The organism is Pseudomonas sp. SG20052 (assembly GCF_031766055.1).
GTDB classification, from domain to species: Bacteria; Pseudomonadota; Gammaproteobacteria; order Pseudomonadales; family Pseudomonadaceae; genus Aquipseudomonas; species Aquipseudomonas mandelii.
Genome location: NZ_CP134498.1, coordinates 1,361,786 through 1,379,495, shown reverse-complemented (window position 1 = coordinate 1,379,495; position 17,710 = coordinate 1,361,786). Strand labels below are relative to the sequence as shown.

Genomic DNA, 17,710 nt, shown 5'->3' with positions numbered 1-17,710 from the left:
GGGAAAGCGAAGGAAGGCCGAAGCCCCCGATCACCTGCATTAATCACAGTGCACCTTTCAAAAAAACCGCCGCGTTGGGACAGACCGGCAGATGAAACACCGGTACGTTGCTCGCTACACATTTTTTGGAATCGCCCAGCAAAGACTGCTTGGTAATCGGCAACTTCTGTAATTCAGGCGAATCCACAGAAGTTGTATCAAGAAGGGAGCGTAGTCTACCGGAAAGCCCCTTTCAGCTCAAACCTTGATCTTCGCTCAGTGGGTCCCAATGCAAATGCCAGCCCTCCTGCTCGTTGCCATCGAGGTCCCGCAGGTTGGCCACCGCCAGCAATTGCGCGTCCCGGTAAAGCAGCGGCAATCTGCCACGGACGAAGCCCGGAACCCCGCGTTCGTTGAGCAAACGCTTGAGATCCCGGTGGCCGCGCTCAGGCAGATTCATGACCTCGCCTCCTTCACGATAGCGGATTTGCAGCGGGCCGGCGGGGATTTGGCCGGTGATCGTAAGCTCGCCGTTTTCCGGTAATACCAGCGTTGTCGAAGGATCAGTCCAAAGGCCAACTGGGGGGGGAACGCGCAGCCAACGACCCGACAGCCACCAGATACGCCCGCCCGCCCGATGCAATTCGCCCTCCGCCAATCGCCAGACCGGACGGGCATCACCCGTGGCATCGCGCAAATCGTTCCAACCCGACCAATGGTCGCTATCCGGCAGCCGCGTCAATGCTGCAAGCCAGTGACTCAATGCGTTGCGCTGGCGCGCGGCAGAAAGCCTGACCAGCGGCGCCAACTCCAGGGATGGCAGACCCAGCCAATCGAATTCATTGGCGGTATTGGCGCTGGCCAGATCGATGTGGGCCAGCTCATCGAGCAACCCCTGCGCTTCGCTCAGATGCGCGGCAGTGCGAGCCATGGTCGCCGTCGCTTGCGGCCAGCGCTCGGTCAATACCGGGAACACTTGATGCCGCAGGTAGTTGCGTGAGAACTGGCGGTCCTGGTTCGAGGGGTCCTCGATCCAGCTCAACCGATGCTCGGCCGCAAAAGCCTCAAGCTCGGCGCGTGTGACATCGAGCAACGGACGCAAAAGATGCCCGCGACCCAGGACGCGCTCGCGCGGCATGCCCGACAAGCCCCTCACCCCTGCCCCGCGCAACAGCCGAAACAACAGGGTTTCCGCTTGGTCGTCCCGGTGCTGCGCGGTGAGTAGCAGCTCATTGGCTTGAGTGGCTTCAACGAAGGCGCCATAGCGCGCATCCCGGGCGGCACGCTCAAGGCTGGCGCCGGGCTGAACCTGAACGTGAACCACCTGCAGCGGCACACCCAGCGCATCACAGACCGACTGACAATGTTGCGGCCACGCATCAGCCGCAGCCTGAAGGCCGTGGTGAACATAAATGGCGCTGAGCGCCGGCAGGGATTGGGTTTTTGCGAGGTGGGCAAGGAGGTGCAGCAGGACGGTGGAGTCGAGTCCGCCGGAGAAGGCGACGCGCCAGGTTGTGGCGTTGCGCCACGGCGCGAGATTCAGCAGAAGCCTGGTGGAGAGATCACGCGTTGGCAGACTCATATCGATCACTTCGCACAAATCAAATGTGGGAGCGAGCCTGCTCGCGATGGCGGCTTAACATTCAACTTATCTGTTGGCTGTTATACCGCTTTCGCGAGCAGGCTCGCTCCCACATGGGTGAAGCGCGGTCAGATCAGAGACCGTAGCTCATCAGACGCTCGTAACGACGGGCCAGCAGCGCCTCGTTATCGAACTTCTTCAGCATCGCCAGTTGCGAACTCAGCTCGGCACGGATCGAAGCCGCCGCCGCTGCCGGATCGCGGTGAGCGCCGCCCAATGGCTCGCCGATCACTTTGTCGACGATGCCCAAGCCTTTCAGGCGCTCGGCGGTGATGCCCATGGCTTCAGCCGCGTCCGGCGCTTTCTCGGCGGTTTTCCACAGAATCGAGGCGCAACCTTCCGGCGAGATCACCGCGTAGGTCGAGTACTGAAGCATGTTCAGTTGATCGCAGACGCCGATCGCCAGCGCGCCACCCGAACCACCTTCACCGATCACGGTGGCGATGATTGGGGTTTTCAGGCGGGCCATGACGCGCAGGTTCCAGGCAATCGCCTCGCTCTGGTTACGCTCCTCAGCATCGATGCCAGGGTAAGCGCCCGGCGTGTCGATGAAGGTCAGGATCGGCATTTTGAAACGTTCGGCCATTTCCATCAGGCGGCACGCCTTGCGGTAGCCTTCAGGACGCGGCATACCGAAGTTGCGGCGGACTTTCTCGCGCACCTCACGGCCTTTCTGGTGGCCGATGATCATCACCGGCTGATCGTCCAGACGGGCAATGCCGCCGACGATCGCAGCGTCGTCGGAGAAGTGACGGTCGCCGTGCAGTTCGTCGAACTCGGTGAAGATGTGTTCGATGTAGTCCAGGGTATACGGACGTTTCGGGTGACGCGCGAGACGTGCGATCTGCCAGCTGGTCAGCTTGCCGAAGATGTCTTCGGTCAGCGTGCTGCTTTTGTCCTGCAGGCGGGAGATCTCATCGCCGATATTCAGCGAATTGTCGTTACCGACCAAGCGCAACTCTTCGATCTTGGCTTGCAGGTCGGCGATCGGCTGTTCGAAATCTAGAAAATTCGGGTTCATAGGCGTCCGTCTTGGGTCGACGTCCAAGAGAGCTTGGGCCGGCCGGTTGTCTATTCGCGCCCTACCTTAAGGGACAGGCGCGTTCAGGTCGAGATTAAAAATTCTGGTCGAGATCGGAGCCTACAGACAGCCCCGACCGTCAACGGTATTGGAGGAAGACGTTGTCTCGCCCGAACTGGTCACGCAAGGCTTGAATCAACGCATCCGCCGGATCGATCCGCCAGGTCTCGCCAAACTGCAGCAAGGCCTTCGCATCGGGGCTCGTGTACTCCATGGTGATCGGGCACGCGCCGCGATGACGCTTGAACAACTCACCCAGCCAGCGTAGCTGATCGCCCTTCAAATCCTTGGTCTGCAGCTTCAGGCGCAGGCTTTCGGCGAGGTTGGTGCGCGCATCTTCCATGCTCATCACCCGCTTGACCCGCAGCCGCAGGCCACCGGAGAAGTCGTCGTTGCTGACTTCGCCTTCGACCACGACCATCGCATCGGTCTGCAACAGCGATTGCGCCGAATGGAACGCTTCGGCAAACAGCGAAGCCTCGATCCGCCCGGAGCGATCGTCAAGGGTGATGAACCCCATCTTGTCGCCCTTTTTGTTCTTCATCACCCGCAAGGCGATGATCATGCCGGCGACGGTTTGCGTATCACGAGCCGGCTTCAGGTCGATGATGCGCTGACGGGCAAAACGGCGGATCTCGCCTTCGTACTCGTCAATCGGGTGACCGGTCAGGTACAGGCCGAGGGTGTCTTTCTCCCCTTTCAGGCGCTCCTTGAGGGTCAGCTCCTTGGCTTTGCGGTGATTGGCGTAGACGTCGGCGTCTTCTTCAACGAACAGACCACCAAACAGGTCGACATGACCGCTGTCATGGGTACGCGCGGTTTGTTCGGCCGCCTTGATCGCCCCTTCCATGGCGTTCAGCAAGACCGCCCGGTTACGATCGATATTGGCCTGATAGGCTTTCTGCTCGTCATGGAAATAAGGCCCCAGACGATCCAGTGCACCGCTGCGGATCAAACCGTCCAGGGTGCGCTTGTTGATTCGCTTGAGGTCGACACGGGCACAAAAATCGAACAGGTCCTTGAACGGACCGTCCTGACGCGCCTCGGTAATCGCCTCGACCGGGCCTTCGCCCACCCCCTTGATCGCACCGAGGCCGTAAATAATCCGGCCTTCGTCATTAACTGTGAACTTGAACTCGGAAGTATTCACATCAGGCGCGTCGAGACGCAGCTTCATGGTGCGAATTTCTTCGATCAAGGTCACGACCTTGTCGGTGTTGTGCATATCCGCCGACAGTACCGCGGCCATGAACGGCGCCGGGTAGTGCGTCTTCAGCCAAGCGGTCTGGTATGAAACCAGGCCATAAGCGGCGGAGTGGGATTTGTTGAAGCCGTAACCGGCGAATTTTTCTACCAGGTCGAAAATGTTACCGGCCAGGTCGGCGTCGATATTGTTGGTCTTGCAACCGTCAATGAAACCGCCGCGCTGCTTGGCCATTTCTTCCGGCTTTTTCTTACCCATGGCCCGACGCAGCATGTCCGCGCCGCCGAGGGTGTAACCGGCCATGACCTGGGCAATCTGCATCACCTGTTCCTGATACAGGATGATGCCGTAAGTCGGAGCCAATACGGGCTTGAGGCCTTCGTACTGGTAATCCGAGTGCGGGTACGCGAGTTCGGCGCGACCGTGCTTACGGTTGATAAAGTCGTCCACCATGCCCGATTGCAAAGGGCCCGGACGGAACAGGGCCACCAGTGCGATCAAGTCTTCCAGGCAGTCGGGCTTGAGCTTTTTGATCAGCTCTTTCATGCCGCGCGACTCGAGCTGGAACACCGCGGTGGTTTCAGCTTTTTGCAGCAGCTGGTAGGTCGGTTTGTCATCCAGCGGGATGAACGCGATATCCAGCGGCGGCTGATCGACCTTGGCGCGGTCGCGGTTGATGGTTTTCAGTGCCCAGTCGATGACCGTCAGGGTCCGCAGGCCCAGGAAGTCGAACTTCACCAGGCCGGCGGCTTCAACGTCGTCCTTGTCGAACTGGGTCACCAGACCGTCGCCGGCCTCATCGCAATAGATTGGCGAGAAGTCAGTCAGCTTGGTCGGCGCGATCACCACACCACCGGCGTGCTTGCCGACGTTACGCACAACGCCTTCAAGCTTGCGCGCCATTTCCCAGATTTCCGCGGCTTCTTCATCGACCTTGATGAAGTCGCGCAGGATTTCTTCCTGCTCGTAGGCTTTTTCCAGGGTCATGCCGACTTCGAACGGAATCATCTTCGACAGACGATCCGCCAGACCGTAGGACTTGCCCTGCACCCGCGCCACGTCTCGGACCACCGCCTTGGCGGCCATGGAACCGAAGGTGATGATCTGGCTCACCGCATTACGGCCGTATTTCTCGGCCACGTAGTCGATCACACGGTCACGACCGTCCATGCAGAAGTCGACGTCGAAGTCGGGCATGGAAACCCGTTCCGGGTTAAGGAAACGTTCGAACAGCAGGTCATATTCCAGCGGGTCGAGGTCGGTGATCTTCTGCACATAGGCCACCAGCGACCCGGCACCCGACCCCCGGCCAGGCCCGACCGGCACGCCGTTGCTCTTGGCCCACTGGATGAAGTCCATCACGATCAGGAAGTAACCGGGGAAGCCCATCTGGATGATGATATCCAGTTCGAAATTCAACCGGTCGACGTAGACCTGACGCTTGGTTTCGTAGTCTTCGGTGGTGTCTCGGGGCAGCAGAACGCTGAGGCGCTCTTCCAGGCCATCGAACGAGACTTTGCGGAAATACTCGTCGATGGTCATGCCATCAGGGATCGGGAAGTTGGGCAGGAAGTGAGTGCCCAGCTTCACTTCGATGTTGCAGCGCTTGGCGATCTCGACGGTGTTGGCCAGCGCTTCGGGAATGTCGCTGAACAGCTCGGCCATTTCCTCGGCGCTTTTGAGGTATTGCTGATCGCTGTAATTCTTCGAACGCCGCGGATCGTCGAGGGCGCGGCCCTCACCGATGCAGACGCGGGTTTCGTGAGCGGCAAAGTCTTCCTGCTTGATGAAACGCACGTCGTTGGTGGCGACCAGCGGCGCACCGATCTTCTCGGCCAGCGCCACGGCGCCGTGCAACTGCTCTTCGTCGTTGGGGCGGTTGGTGCGCTGGATCTCCAGATAGAAACGATCCGGGAACACGGCCATCCATTCGCGTGCGAGGTTTTCCGCTTCTGTCGGATTGCCGCTGAGCATGGCCAGGCCGATCTCGCCCTCTTTGGCCGCCGACAGCATGATCAAGCCTTCGCTGGCTTCGGCCACCCACTCGCGCTCGATGATGACCGAGCCATTGCGCTGGCCGTCGATGAAGCCGCGGGAAATCAGTTCGGTGAGGTTGCGATAGCCGACAGCGTTCATCACCAGCAGGCTGATCCGGCTCAGGGCGTTGTCCGGGTCCTTGTTCGACAACCACAGGTCGGCACCGCAGATCGGCTTGATGCCTGCGCCCATGGCGGCTTTATAGAATTTGACCAGGGAACACATGTTGTTCTGGTCGGTGACCGCGACGGCAGGCATGTTCATGCCGACCAGGGTCTTGACCAGCGGTTTGATCCGCACCAGACCGTCGACCAGGGAATATTCAGTGTGCAGGCGTAGATGAACGAATGAAGCCGGCATAGTGATCCTGTCTAGAAACGTGAAGACAACAAGGCCCGGATTGTACCGGGCCTTGAGTAAAACATCAGCCTCGCGACTAACTCTCGATCAGGTTTTCGCGAGCCTCGTAAGCCAGGCGCACCGGGGCGAAAGAACGACGGTGAATCGGCGTTGGCCCCAATCGGGCCAGAGCTTCCAGATGAACGGGGGTCGGGTAGCCTTTGTGGCCGCCGATCCCGTAACCCGGGTAAATCAATTCGAAAGCGGCCATTTCACGGTCACGGCTGACCTTGGCCAGAATCGACGCCGCAGCGATGGCCGGCACCTTGCCGTCGCCCTGCACCACCGCTTCGGCGCGCATGGACAGTTTCGGGCAGCGGTTGCCGTCGATCATCGCCAGTTTCGGCTGGATGTGCAGCCCTTCGATCGCGCGCTGCATGGCCAACATGGTGGCATGCAGAATATTCAGCTCATCGATTTCTTCAACTTCGGCCCGGGCGATGCACCAGCTCAGGGCTTTTTCGCAAATTTCGTCGTAGAGCTTTTCGCGGCGGGCTTCGGTGAGTTTCTTCGAGTCGTTCAGACCAAGAATCGGCCGATTCGGATCGAGAATTACCGCAGCCGTGACCACGGCGCCGCAGAGCGGGCCGCGACCGACTTCGTCGACACCGGCAACCAGATCTTCCACTTCAGCGACCAAGGTGAAATCCAGCCCCATTTGCATGCTTGTTTTACTCATTGTACTGGGCCAATCAGTTTCAGCACGGCATCTGCCGCCTGGTTGGAGGCATCCAGACGCAAGGTCCGGTGGATTTCGTCGAAGCCACGGGTCTGTTCTTCGCCACCCTCGATCAACGGCGACAAGGTCTGGGCCAGGGCTTCGACCGTCGCGTCGTCTTGCAGCAACTCCGGCACCAAAAGGCGTTGGGCCAGCAAGTTCGGCAACGAGATGTAGGGGCTTTTCACCATGCGCTTGAGAATCCAGAACGTCAGCGGCGCCAGGCGATAAGCGACCACCATCGGCCGCTTGTACAACAGCGCTTCAAGGGTCGCCGTGCCGGAGGCAATCAACACGGCGTCGCAGGCGGCAAGGGCCAGATGGGATTTGCCATCGAGCAGGGTCAGCGGCAGATCGCGACCGGCCAGCAACTCTTCAAGCTGCGCGCGGCGTTCCGGGCTGGCGCAAGGCATGACGAACCGAACGCCGGGGCGCAAGGCCCGCAGGCGTTGGGCGGTATCGAGGAACAACGCACCGAGACGGCCGACTTCGCCGCCACGACTGCCCGGCATCAACGCAACCAGCGGTCCGTCCGGCAAACCGAGTTCGGCCCGAGCGGCGGCGCGATCGGCTTCAAGCGGGATCGCATCAGCCAGGGAATGCCCGACAAACCGCACCGGCACGCCCTTTTCTTCGTAGAACTTCGCTTCGAATGGAAACAGCGTCAGCATCAGGTCGCAGCCTTCGCGAATCTTCAGCACCCGCTTCTGCCGCCACGCCCACACCGACGGGCTGACGTAATGCACGGTCTTGATCCCGGCCTGACGCAGCTTGAGTTCGATAGTGAGGTTGAAGTCCGGGGCATCGATGCCGATAAATGCGTCCGGCTTTTCGGCGATCAGGTGGGCTATCAGCTTTTTGCGACGCGCCATCAGTTCACGCAATCGACCCAGCACTTCCACCAGGCCCATGACCGAAAGACGTTCCATCGGGAAATACGAAGTCAGGCCTTCGGCCTGCATCAGCGGACCACCGACACCGATGAACTCCACTGCCGGATGCTGAGCCTTGAGTGCGCGCATGATGCCCGCGCCCAGAATGTCACCGGAAGCCTCACCCGCCACCAGCGCAATACGCAGATTAGCCATGATTAACGTGTGATGCCGCGGGTCGAAGACTGGATGGAATCACGGAACACCGCGACTTCCGGGAACTGGTCCGAAGGTTCGGCCAACTCGGTGAGTGCCTGCTCAACCGTCAGGCCTTGGCGGTAAACCACCTTATAGGCACGACGCAGGGCGTGGATCGCGTCTTCGCTGAAACCACGACGGCGCATGCCTTCGAAGTTCATGCTACGGGCTTCGGCCGGGTTGCCGAACACCGTGACGTAGGCGGGAACGTCCTTGCCAATGGCGGTACCCATGCCGGAAAAGCTGTGGGCGCCGATGTGGCAATACTGGTGAACCAGGGTAAAGCCGGACAGGATAGCCCAGTCTTCAACGTGCACATGGCCAGCCAACGCAGTGTTGTTGACGAGGATGCAGTGGTTACCGATGACACTGTCGTGGCCGATGTGGGCATAGGCCATGATCAGGTTGTGATCGCCCAGGGTCGTTTCCGAACGGTCCTGAACCGTGCCACGGTGAATCGTCACGCCTTCACGGATGATGTTGTGGTCACCGATGACCAGGCGGGTTTCTTCGCCTTTGTATTTCAGATCGGGCGTGTCCTCACCTACCGAGGAAAACTGGTAGATGCGGTTGTGCTTACCGATTCGGGTCGGGCCCTTGAGAATCACATGCGGCCCGATCACTGTCCCCTCGCCGATTTCCACACCTGCGCCGACGATCGACCATGGGCCGACCTCGACACCTTCAGCCAGAACGGCCGTCGGATCGATGATTGCGCGAGGGTCAATCAAACTCATAGTTTGCGTTCCGCGCAGATGATTTCAGCGGAGCAGACTGGCTTGCCATCGACCGAAGCCTGGCACTCGAACTTCCAGATCTGACGCTTGCAGCTGATGAAACGGGCTTCGAGGATCAATTGATCGCCTGGAGTGACGGGCTGGCGAAAACGCAGCTTGTCGGAGCCGACGAAGTAGTAGAGCGTGCCGTCGGCAGGCTTCACGTCGAGCATTTTGAAACCAAGGATACCGGCAGCCTGAGCCATCGCTTCGATGATCAGTACGCCCGGCATGATTGGATGCGCGGGGAAGTGACCATTGAAGAACGGTTCGTTGATGCTGACATTCTTGTAGGCGCGAATGCGCTTGCCTTCCACATCCAGATCCACGACCCGGTCCACCAGCAGGAACGGGTAACGGTGAGGCAGGTATTCGCGAATCTCGTTGATGTCCATCATTTCGGGGGGAAGCCTATGTAAAGATTGGGAGCGCGCGACTGACGCGCACCCCTCTAGCAAATCAAGGAGGCAGTCTAGCGGCTGTGCACACTTGATATGGAAATGGTATCAGCCATCTGATGAAGCATTACCGTCAGGGGTCACGTCCCCTACACGCTTTTCCAGCTGTCGCAGACGTCGCGCGATGTCATCGAGCTGACGGATACGGGCCGCGCTTTTGCGCCATTCGGCGGCTGGTTGCATCGCCGTACCGGAAGAATAGGAACCCTTTTCGGTAATCGAATGGGTCACCATGGTCATCCCGGTGATAAAAACGTTGTCGCAAATTTCGATATGCCCCACCAGCCCAACGCCCCCGGCGAGCATGCAATGCTTGCCGATTTTGGTGCTGCCGGAGATCCCCACACACGCGGCCATGGCGGTGTGATCACCAACCTGTACGTTGTGGGCGATCTGAATCTGATTGTCGAGCTTCACACCGTTACCCAGTACGGTATCGGCCAGCGCACCGCGATCGATAGCGGTATTCACGCCAATCTCCACATCATCACCGACCAATACACCGCCGATCTGGGCGATTTTCTGCCAGACACCTTTCTCGTTGGCAAAGCCGAAGCCTTCGCCACCCAGCACGGCACCGGACTGGATCACTACCCGCTTGCCGATGCGCACGTCGTGGTACAGCGTGACCCGCGGGGCCAGCCAGCCGCCTTCGCCGACTTCGCTACGGGCACCGATGAAGCAATGCGCCCCCACGGTCACACCGGCAGCAATACGCGCGCCGCTTTCGATCACCGCAAAGGCACCGATGCTCGCAGCCGGATCAACCACTGCGTCCGCGGCCACTACCGCTGTCGGATGAATACCGGCCGGCGCCTTGGGCTTGGGATCGAACAGATGGGAAATACGCGCATAGGCCAGATACGGATCAGGCACCACCAGCGCATTACCGGCATAACCTTCAGCGTCAGCGGCCTTCAGCAACAGCGCTGCAGCCCGGCAGTCCGCCAGGTATTTTCGGTATTGGGGGTTTGCGAGAAAGCTCAACTGAGCTGGGCCAGCCTCTTGCAAAGTGGCTAGCCCAGTAATTTCTTTCTCCGGGTCGCCACGTAGCGTGGCGCCGAGGAACTCGGCCAACTGGCCGAGCTTTATAGTCGCTGTCATGGATTACTTCAGCTGATTCATGCGCTCGATAACCTGGCGAGTGATGTCGTACTGAGGTTTGACATCAATCACTGCGCCACGCTCGAAGACCAGGTCAAAAGCACCTTTCTTGATGACTTCTTCCACAGCGCTGTCCAGTTTCGGCTTGAGCTGCTTCAGCATTTCACGGTCGGCAACGGCTTTGGCTTCGTTCAGCTCCTTGGACTGGAACTGGAAGTCGCGGGCCTTTTGCTTGAACTCGAGCTCAAGGCGTTCACGCTCGCCTTGCTGCATCTTGTCGCCGCCAGCCATCAGACGGTCCTGGATGCCTTTGGCGCTGCTTTCCAGCGTCTTGAGCTTGGACAGTTGCGGACCAAACTTCTTCTCGGCGTCCACGGCGTATTTCTTGGCCGCGTCGGATTCCAGCAGGGCCATCTGATAGTTCAGAACGGCGATTTTCATGTCGGCAAAAGCCGGACCTGCTACCAGTACGGTCGCCAGGAGAACCAATTGAGTCAACTTACGCACGATGTACTCCTACAAAATCCATTGTCGTTATTTTGGGGCAGACGCTTAGAACGTCTGGCCGAGAGAGAATTGGAACACTTGAGTCTCAGCGTCATCCGGTTTCTTGATCGGCATGGCCAACGCGAAGCTCAGAGGACCCAGTGCGGTGACCCAGGTCACACCCACACCGACAGAGCTCGCAACGTTGCTCAAGCTGATGTCGTTGCACTCTGTTTGAGAGGTCGAACCGACATTGGCGTTTGTCGTTTTGTCGCACTTGGAATCGAATACGTTACCCACGTCCCAGAATACCGAAGTACGCAGGGAACGCTGATCCTTGACGAATGGCAACGGGAACAGCAACTCGACACCACCCTGGATCAGAACGTTACCACCGAACGGCAGCGGATCCTGGTCCGGGTCGGCGAGTGTACCGGCGTTACCCGTTACAGCCTGACCACGGCTAGGTGTACTGCGCGGCCCCAGGGTACTGTCCTTAAAGCCACGAACCGAGTTGAAACCACCAGCATAGTAGTTTTCATAGAACGGCAAGCCGTCGGTCGAACCGTAACCGTCGCCGTAGCCCAGTTCGGTGTGAAGACGAACGGTGTAGTTTTCGGTGATTGGCTGGAACAGCTGACCACGGTAATCCAGTTTAAAGAACGACAGGTCGCTACCCGGCGTCGTGGTTTCCAGAGTCAGACTCTGGGAATGGCCACGGGTCGCCAGCACACCTTTGTTCAAAGTCGACTCGGACCACCCGGCCGACGCTTTGAAGTTCAGGTAGCTGTCGCCTTCACGGTTAACGAAGTCGAAAATCTCGTCAACGGTGTACTGACCGGTCTTGATCTTGTCCTGTTGCGCGCTCAGGCCAAAGGTCAGTCGCGACGTCTCGCTGATCGGGTAGCCGACGTTGACGCCAGCACCCAGGCTGTCTACGGCATAGCTGGCTACGTCGACATCAAGGTCTTTGTAGTCAGTGGTGCGATAGAAAGCGTTGTAGCCCAGGCTCACGCCATCTGCAGTCCAGTACGGGTCGACATAACCGAAGTTATAACGGCTCTGGTATTCACTGCGGGTCAAACCGATGCTGACCTTGTTACCGGTACCCAGGAAGTTGTTCTGGGTGATCGAACCACCGAGGATCAGACCGGCGCTCTGAGCGAAACCGACGCTGGCGGTAATGGAACCGGAAGCCTGTTCTTCAACGCTGTAGTTCACGTCAACCTGGTCGTCGACACCCGGTACAGCCGGGGTTTCGACGTTGACTTCTTTAAAGAAGCCCAGACGCTCAAGACGGGTCTTGGATTGGTCGATCAGGTAGGTCGAAGCCCAGCCGCCCTCCATCTGACGCATTTCACGGCGTAACACTTCGTCTTCGGACTTGGTGTTGCCACGGAAGTTGATGCGGTTGACGTAAGCACGCTTGCCCGGATCGACGGCAAAAGTGATGTCGACCGTGTGGTCTTCATCGTTCGGCTGAGGCACGCCGCTGACGTTGGCGAAGGTGTAACCCTCGTTACCCAGGCGACGGGTGATCAGCTCGGACGTGGTGGTCATCAGCTTGCGCGAGAACACCTGGCCTTTCTGAACCAGCAGCAGGGACTTGACCTGGTCCTCAGGGACTTTCAGGTCGCCGCTCAGCTTGACGTCACGAACGGTGTACTTCTCGCCTTCGTTGACGTTGACGGTGATGTAGACGTGTTTCTTGTCTGGAGTAATGGACACCTGGGTCGAAGCGATATCCATGTTGATATAGCCACGGTCCAGGTAGTAGGAGCGCAGACGCTCCAGGTCACCGGACAGTTTTTCACGGGCGTACTTATCATCGTTCTTGAAGAACGACAGCCAGTTGGTAGTCTTCAATTCAAACAGGTCGATCAGGTCTTCGTCAGGGAAGACCGTGTTACCCACCACGTTGATGTGCTGGATTGCCGCAACGGTGCCTTCGTTGATGTTGACCTTCAGGCCGACGCGGTTACGCGGCTGCGGCACCACTTCGGTGTCGACGGTGGCGGAGTAGCGACCCTGGGCGACATATTGGCGCTGCAGTTCGTTACGTACACCTTCGAGGGTGGCACGCTGGAAGATCTCGCCTTCGGCCAGACCGGATTGTTTGAGTCCCTTCATCAGGTCTTCAGTAGAGATCGCCTTGTTACCTTCGATCTCGATACTGGCGACTGACGGGCGCTCGACTACCGTGATGACAAGGACGTTGCCATCGCGGCCCAGCTGGATATCTTGAAAGAACCCGGTTTTGAACAGCGCACGAGTGGATTCCACCAGGCGACGATCATCCGCCTGTTCACCGACGTTTAACGGCAAAGCACCAAAGACGCTACCCGCGGAGACCCGCTGGAGGCCATTGACGCGAATATCAGAGATAGTGAAGGACTCGGCGTGAACTTCGGCGATCATCAATACGGTGAGAACCGCAGTTAGCAGCAGACGTTTCATGAAGTCCTTTCTTATTCCAACTGGCAATAAACAAACTGCCGCAAAATGCGGCAGATTCGCAATTCAGCGAAGTGTTACAGACGGCCCAAATCATTGACCAGAGCAAGCAACATCACCCCGACCACCAAACTGATACCGATCTGTATCCCCCAACCCTGCACCCGATCCGACAAGGGACGACCACGCGCCCACTCGATCAGATAAAACAACAAATGTCCCCCATCCAGTACAGGAATGGGCAACAAATTCAGAACCCCCAGGCTAATACTCAGATAAGCAAGGAAATTCAGGAAATCAGCGACACCCGACTGGGCAGAAGCGCCCGCCACTTTAGCAATGGTTATCGGTCCACTCAAGTTTTTTACCGAGAGCTCGCCGAACAACATTTTCTTTAGCGAATCGAGGGTCAGCACGCTCATGGTCCAGGTGCGTCGTGCACCCTCGCCAATTGCGGCCACGGGGCCATAACTGACCTCGCGAATCATCTCTGGTGGCCAATCAACCGCTTTCACCCCCGCGCCCAGATAACCGGTGGGCGCCTTGCTTTCGCCGCGAGCGGCCAAGGTCACAGGGACGTCGATTTGAGCACCATCACGCTCAACGCGCAGCATGATTTTGGTATCCGGATGCATACGGACCGTGTCGACCACCTGCTGCCAGTCATCAAGTGACTTGCCATCAAGTGCCAACAACCGATCACCGGTCTTCAGGCCCGCTGCCTGTGCCGGCCCTTTCGAATCAAGCTCAGCCAGCACGGGCGGCAACGCCGGACGCCAAGGGCGAATACCCAGCGAACGAATCGGATCCGGTTCGTCAGCACCCTTGAGCCATTTATCCAGCATCAGCTCACGGGGTGAATCCGCCGTGGAGCCCTGCTCACGCACCAGCAATTGAATAGAACCGCTCTCGCCAAGACGACGGATCAGCTGCAGATTCACTGCGGCCCAGCCAGAAGTTGGCTCGCCATCGATGGCAATAATTTCCTGACCAGCACCCAGACCGGCCTTGGCGGCGATACTGCCGGACTCGACCGCACCGATGACCGGCCGCACCTGCTCGCTGCCGAGCATGGCCAATACCCAGAAAAAAGCCATTGCCAATAAAAAGTTGGCGATCGGTCCGGCAGCCACGATAGCAATGCGCTGGCGGACCGATTTGCGATTGAAGGATTGATCGAGCTGATCGGCTGGCACATCACCTTCGCGCTCGTCGAGCATCTTCACGTAGCCGCCCAACGGAATGGCAGCCACCACGAACTCTGTGCCTTTCTTGTCGTGCCAGCGCAGCAGCGGCATGCCGAAGCCTACGGAGAAACGCAGCACTTTGACCCCACAGCGACGTGCGACCCAGAAATGGCCAAACTCGTGGAAGGTGACCAGCACGCCCAGTGCAACCAGGGTGCCGACAATCATATAGAGCGCGCTCATCTACTTTCTCCGCAATCCTGTCCAATGCCGCATGGGTCAACGTATTGCAGCACTTACCGCCCGTGACGACTCAACCATTGTTCGGCGAGTACCCGCGCTTTCGCGTCGGCGGTAAACACCGCCTCGAGATCATCCACCGCAACGACCGGCTCAAGGTTTAACACTTCCTCGATGATACTCGCGATTTCCGGGTAGCGAACCCGCTCGTCGAGAAACGCCGCGACAGCCACTTCATTCGCCGCATTGAGCATGGCCGGCGCGCTATTGCCGGCTTCGGCAGCCTGACGCGCAAGGCGCAGGCAAGGGAAACGCTCTTCATCGGGCGCCTGGAAGTCCAGTCGCGCGATGGCAAACAGATCCAGTGGCGCCACACCAGAATCGATGCGCTCTGGCCAGGCCAGGGCGTTGGCGATCGGCGTGCGCATGTCAGGATTGCCCAACTGGGCCAGTACCGAGCCATCGATATAGTCGACCAGCGAATGAATCACGCTTTGAGGATGAATCACCACTTCGACCTGGGATGGCTTGGCGTCGAACAGCCAGCAGGCCTCGATCAACTCGAGCCCTTTGTTCATCATGCTGGCCGAATCAACCGAAATCTTACGCCCCATGGACCAGTTCGGATGAGCGCACGCTTGCTCAGGGGAAACATGCACCAGTTCGGCCATCGGTGTCTGTCGGAACGGACCACCAGAAGCAGTCAGCAGAATCCGACGCACGCCCACCGCGCCAAGTCCGCGGGCGAAATCCTGCGGCATGCATTGAAAAATCGCGTTGTGCTCGCTGTCGATCGGCAGCAGCACTGAACCGCTTTTGCGCACGGCCTGCATGAACAGCGCACCCGACATGACCAGCGCTTCTTTGTTGGCCAGCAGAATCTTCTTGCCCGCTTCGACGGCCGCCAGGGTCGGACGCAAGCCCGCCGCGCCGACGATGGCCGCCATGACCGCATCGACCTCAGGGTCGGAAGCCACCTGACACAGCCCCTCCTCCCCAACCAGCACGCGGGTCGAGAGGCCTGCGGCGCGCAAGTCGACCTGCAAGGCTCGGGCAGCGCCCGCTTCCGGCACGACGGCAAACTGCGGCGTATGACGTACGCACAAAGCCAGCAGCTCACTCAGGCGAGTAAAACCGCTCAAGGCGAACACCTGATAACGCTCGGGATGGCGAGCGATCACGTCCAGGGTGCTCAGACCGATAGAACCGGTCGCCCCCAGAACGGTAATTTGTTGTGGGCGGCTCACGGTGCAGCCATCCACAACAACACGGCAAAGACCGGGATCGCGGCCGTCAGGCTGTCGATGCGATCCAGCACCCCGCCGTGGCCCGGCAGCAAGTTACTGCTGTCCTTGATCCCCGATTGACGCTTGAACATGCTCTCGGTGAGGTCGCCCACGACCGAGATGAAAACGATCACTGCCGCACCGATCAGGCCCATCAGCATTTGCACGAAACTCCAGTCGCGCACAAAACCAACGATCGCCGTGATCACCAGACTCAACAGCAAGCCGCCGTACACGCCTTCCCAGCTCTTGCCAGGACTGACCTGCGGCGCCAGCTTGCGCTTGCCAAAGGCCCGGCCGGAAAAATACGCGCCGATATCGGCACCCCAGACCAGGACCATCACCGCCATGATCAACCAGTTACCCAAAGGTTGCTGCTTGATCTGGACCAGCCCCTGCCAGGCCGGCAGCAGGATCAGCAAACCGATCACCAGCTTGCAGGCGGCGCTGGACCAGTGCTCGCTGGAACGCGGGTATGTCAGCACCAGATACGTCGCCACACCCCACCAGAGCACCGAAGCGCCCAATACCCAGGGCGCGAGCCCCGGCAGGATGTGCATGACAAATAACATCAAGGCGACCACAACCGCGTAGGCCACGCGAATCGGCTGGGCGTTGAAGCCTGCCAGGCGAGCCCACTCCCACGCGCCGAGGGTCACGACCAGCCCGATGAACAGCGCAAAGCCTGTGCCTTCGAGCAGGAAAAACCCGCACAAGGCGATCGGCAGCAGGATCAGCGCGGTGATGATTCGTTGTTTGAGCATTAAACCCGGGCTCCAGCCTCGACCTGCTCGCTCGTTTTACCGAAGCGGCGCTGGCGAGAAGCGAAATCGGCCAGCGCGTTACGCATGGCGTCGTGTTTGAAGTCCGGCCAGAACAGGTCGGAGAAGTACAACTCGGCATAAGCCAGTTGCCAGAGCAGGAAGTTACTGATGCGGTGCTCGCCACCGGTGCGGATGCACAAGTCTGGCAACGGCAGATCGCCGGTGGCCAGACAGGTCTGCAACAGCTCCGGAGTGATGTCCTCCGGACGCAGGTGCCCGGCCTGAACCTCCCGCGCCAGACGCTGCGCGGCTTGCGCGATGTCCCATTGGCCGCCGTAGTTGGCGGCAATCTGCAGGACAAAGCGGTTGGCACCAGCAGTCATCGCCTCGGCTTCACGCATGGCCACTTGAAGCTCGGGATGAAAGCGCGAACGATCACCGATGATGCGCAGACTGATGTTGTTGTCATTGAGGCGCTTGGCCTCGCGACGCAACGCCTTGAAGAACAGATCCATCAAGGCACTGACTTCATCGGCCGGGCGCTGCCAGTTCTCACTGGAGAAGGCGAAAAGGGTCAATACCTCGACCCCGGCCTCGGCACACACCTCAATCACTGCGCGAACTGCATCCACGCCCGCTTTATGCCCGGCGACACCCGGCATAAAGCGTTTTTTCGCCCAGCGATTATTACCATCCATGATGATCGCGACATGGCGCGGCACCGCGGACGGCGCAGTCTGCTTAGTCTTTTCCATGAAAACGCGA

Annotated in this window: 14 protein-coding genes; all 14 read right to left on the bottom strand. The window is 59.2% G+C overall.

Annotated elements, in window-relative coordinates:
• Positions 1 to 232: 232 nt before the first annotated feature.
• The gene (gene tilS / locus RHP74_RS06115) at positions 233 to 1,561 is read right to left on the bottom strand and encodes a tRNA lysidine(34) synthetase TilS (RefSeq protein ID WP_311098347.1); all 1,329 of its coding nucleotides are present in this window, start codon (positions 1,559 to 1,561) and stop codon (positions 233 to 235) included.
• 133 nt (positions 1,562 to 1,694) lie between these two features.
• Entirely contained in the window at positions 1,695 to 2,642 is a 948-nt protein-coding gene (locus tag RHP74_RS06110; RefSeq protein WP_010462799.1) for an acetyl-CoA carboxylase carboxyltransferase subunit alpha, read from the bottom strand.
• A 139-nt stretch (positions 2,643 to 2,781) separates the two neighbouring features.
• Positions 2,782 to 6,303 (bottom strand): DNA polymerase III subunit alpha, encoded by a 3,522-nt coding sequence (dnaE, locus tag RHP74_RS06105; protein WP_311098345.1) that lies wholly within the window; start codon positions 6,301 to 6,303, stop codon positions 2,782 to 2,784.
• A 76-nt stretch (positions 6,304 to 6,379) separates the two neighbouring features.
• Positions 6,380 to 7,006, bottom strand: coding sequence for a ribonuclease HII (gene rnhB, locus RHP74_RS06100; RefSeq protein ID WP_010462803.1), 627 nt, complete (start codon positions 7,004 to 7,006; stop codon positions 6,380 to 6,382).
• 11 nt (positions 7,007 to 7,017) lie between these two features.
• Positions 7,018 to 8,148, bottom strand: a complete 1,131-nt coding sequence (lpxB, locus tag RHP74_RS06095) for a lipid-A-disaccharide synthase (RefSeq protein WP_145307565.1) — start codon at positions 8,146 to 8,148, stop codon at positions 7,018 to 7,020.
• A gap of 2 nt (positions 8,149 to 8,150) precedes the next feature.
• Positions 8,151 to 8,927 (bottom strand): acyl-ACP--UDP-N-acetylglucosamine O-acyltransferase, encoded by a 777-nt coding sequence (gene lpxA, locus RHP74_RS06090; protein WP_010462807.1) that lies wholly within the window; start codon positions 8,925 to 8,927, stop codon positions 8,151 to 8,153.
• Positions 8,924 to 9,364, bottom strand: coding sequence for a 3-hydroxyacyl-ACP dehydratase FabZ (gene fabZ / locus RHP74_RS06085; protein WP_008154051.1), 441 nt, complete (start codon positions 9,362 to 9,364; stop codon positions 8,924 to 8,926). Before fabZ ends, lpxA begins: the two co-directional genes overlap by 4 nt.
• Before the next feature lie 108 nt (positions 9,365 to 9,472).
• Positions 9,473 to 10,528 (bottom strand): UDP-3-O-(3-hydroxymyristoyl)glucosamine N-acyltransferase, encoded by a 1,056-nt coding sequence (lpxD, locus tag RHP74_RS06080; RefSeq protein ID WP_010462810.1) that lies wholly within the window; start codon positions 10,526 to 10,528, stop codon positions 9,473 to 9,475.
• Between the two features lie 3 nt (positions 10,529 to 10,531).
• Positions 10,532 to 11,035, bottom strand: coding sequence for an OmpH family outer membrane protein (locus tag RHP74_RS06075; RefSeq protein WP_010462812.1), 504 nt, complete (start codon positions 11,033 to 11,035; stop codon positions 10,532 to 10,534).
• Between the two features lie 45 nt (positions 11,036 to 11,080).
• On the bottom strand, positions 11,081 to 13,471 hold the full coding sequence (bamA, locus tag RHP74_RS06070) for an outer membrane protein assembly factor BamA (protein WP_010462814.1): 2,391 nt from the start codon (positions 13,469 to 13,471) through the stop codon (positions 11,081 to 11,083).
• 74 nt (positions 13,472 to 13,545) lie between these two features.
• Entirely contained in the window at positions 13,546 to 14,898 is a 1,353-nt protein-coding gene (gene rseP, locus RHP74_RS06065; RefSeq protein WP_010462816.1) for a sigma E protease regulator RseP, read from the bottom strand.
• Positions 14,899 to 14,951: 53 nt separating this feature from the next.
• Entirely contained in the window at positions 14,952 to 16,142 is a 1,191-nt protein-coding gene (gene ispC, locus RHP74_RS06060) for a 1-deoxy-D-xylulose-5-phosphate reductoisomerase (RefSeq protein ID WP_154912970.1), read from the bottom strand.
• Entirely contained in the window at positions 16,139 to 16,945 is an 807-nt protein-coding gene (locus RHP74_RS06055; RefSeq protein ID WP_010462821.1) for a phosphatidate cytidylyltransferase, read from the bottom strand. The genes ispC and RHP74_RS06055 overlap by 4 nt, the downstream gene beginning before the upstream one ends.
• Positions 16,945 to 17,700 carry a polyprenyl diphosphate synthase gene (gene uppS, locus RHP74_RS06050; protein ID WP_010462822.1) on the bottom strand — a complete coding sequence of 252 codons (756 nt, stop codon included), beginning with the start codon at positions 17,698 to 17,700 and terminating at the stop codon, positions 16,945 to 16,947. Before uppS ends, RHP74_RS06055 begins: the two co-directional genes overlap by 1 nt.
• Between the last annotated feature and the right edge of the window lie 10 nt (positions 17,701 to 17,710).